This window comes from Psychrobacter sp. 1U2 (assembly GCF_051847575.1).
In genome coordinates this window covers 1-903 of the sequence record NZ_JBPYDC010000680.1, presented here as the reverse complement: position 1 = coordinate 903, position 903 = coordinate 1, and the positions used below count along the sequence as shown (strand labels likewise).

Genomic DNA, 903 nt, shown 5'->3' with positions numbered 1-903 from the left:
GCCTATTTTAACAAGTTTGCGCCCATTAATGGCTATTAGATGATGAATTATTCGCAGTTATTGACGATTATTAGCCGTTTTGCCATTTATTCGTAGTTATTTGAATTTGACGGTATTAAATGTGAGAAAAGAAAAGGCAGCAATATCGATAATAAGGAAGCTTTGCGCTTACTAATCGCATTTTATACGCAATTAAGTAAACAAAACCATGCATTTATAGCTACTATAAGGTTAAGCGCAAAATAAAAGTGACGGAGATAAACGATGACTAAGCCATTGAAAGGGTTACCCCAAGAGTTACTTCAAGAGACACTCAAAAACACCCAAGACTACATCCTAACCAAGTCTGATATCGAAAATACGCCTGAGACCAAGCATGTTCACCAGTTCAATGAGTGTGCTATTCGGCATACGGTTTCGTTGAGTGACATCACTGGTCTGACTAAATTTGGTCTGCATCTTGTGCGCGTTGAGCCGGGAGATGAGACCACGCAGCATCATTATCATGAAGAGTCAGACGAATTTGTCTATGTATTATCAGGACAGCTTTCATTGCGTTATGGCGATAACAATTATCCGTTAACTGCTGGCGACTTCGTAGGTTTCCCCGCGCATGGAGCTGCCCATTCTATGCTCAACGATAGCGATACAGACGCAGTCTATCTGATGGGCGGAAGCAGACCGCCGATTGATATTTGCAATTACCCAGACATCAATCGAAAAATGTATACTATCCACGGAAAAAAGGAATTTGTAGACTTAGAGAATCTAGGCAAGGTATAGAATTTAACAACCAATACAAAGAGAAAACAACATGGGCAACACTGATAACAGTAAAGGCAATAAAAAACCTGATAAATCTAAGTCAGGTCTCGGGCTATCAAAAGAATATCTTCCAGACTA

General features: G+C 39.9%; 1 protein-coding gene. It reads left to right on the top strand.

Annotation, left to right across the window (positions count from 1 at the left end; translation table 11 throughout):
• The first annotated feature begins 264 nt into the window (after positions 1-264).
• Positions 265-783 carry a cupin domain-containing protein gene (locus ACS8FD_RS18065; RefSeq protein WP_439263347.1) on the top strand — a complete coding sequence of 173 codons (519 nt, stop codon included), beginning with the start codon at positions 265-267 and terminating at the stop codon, positions 781-783.
• The last annotated feature ends 120 nt before the right edge of the window (positions 784-903 follow it).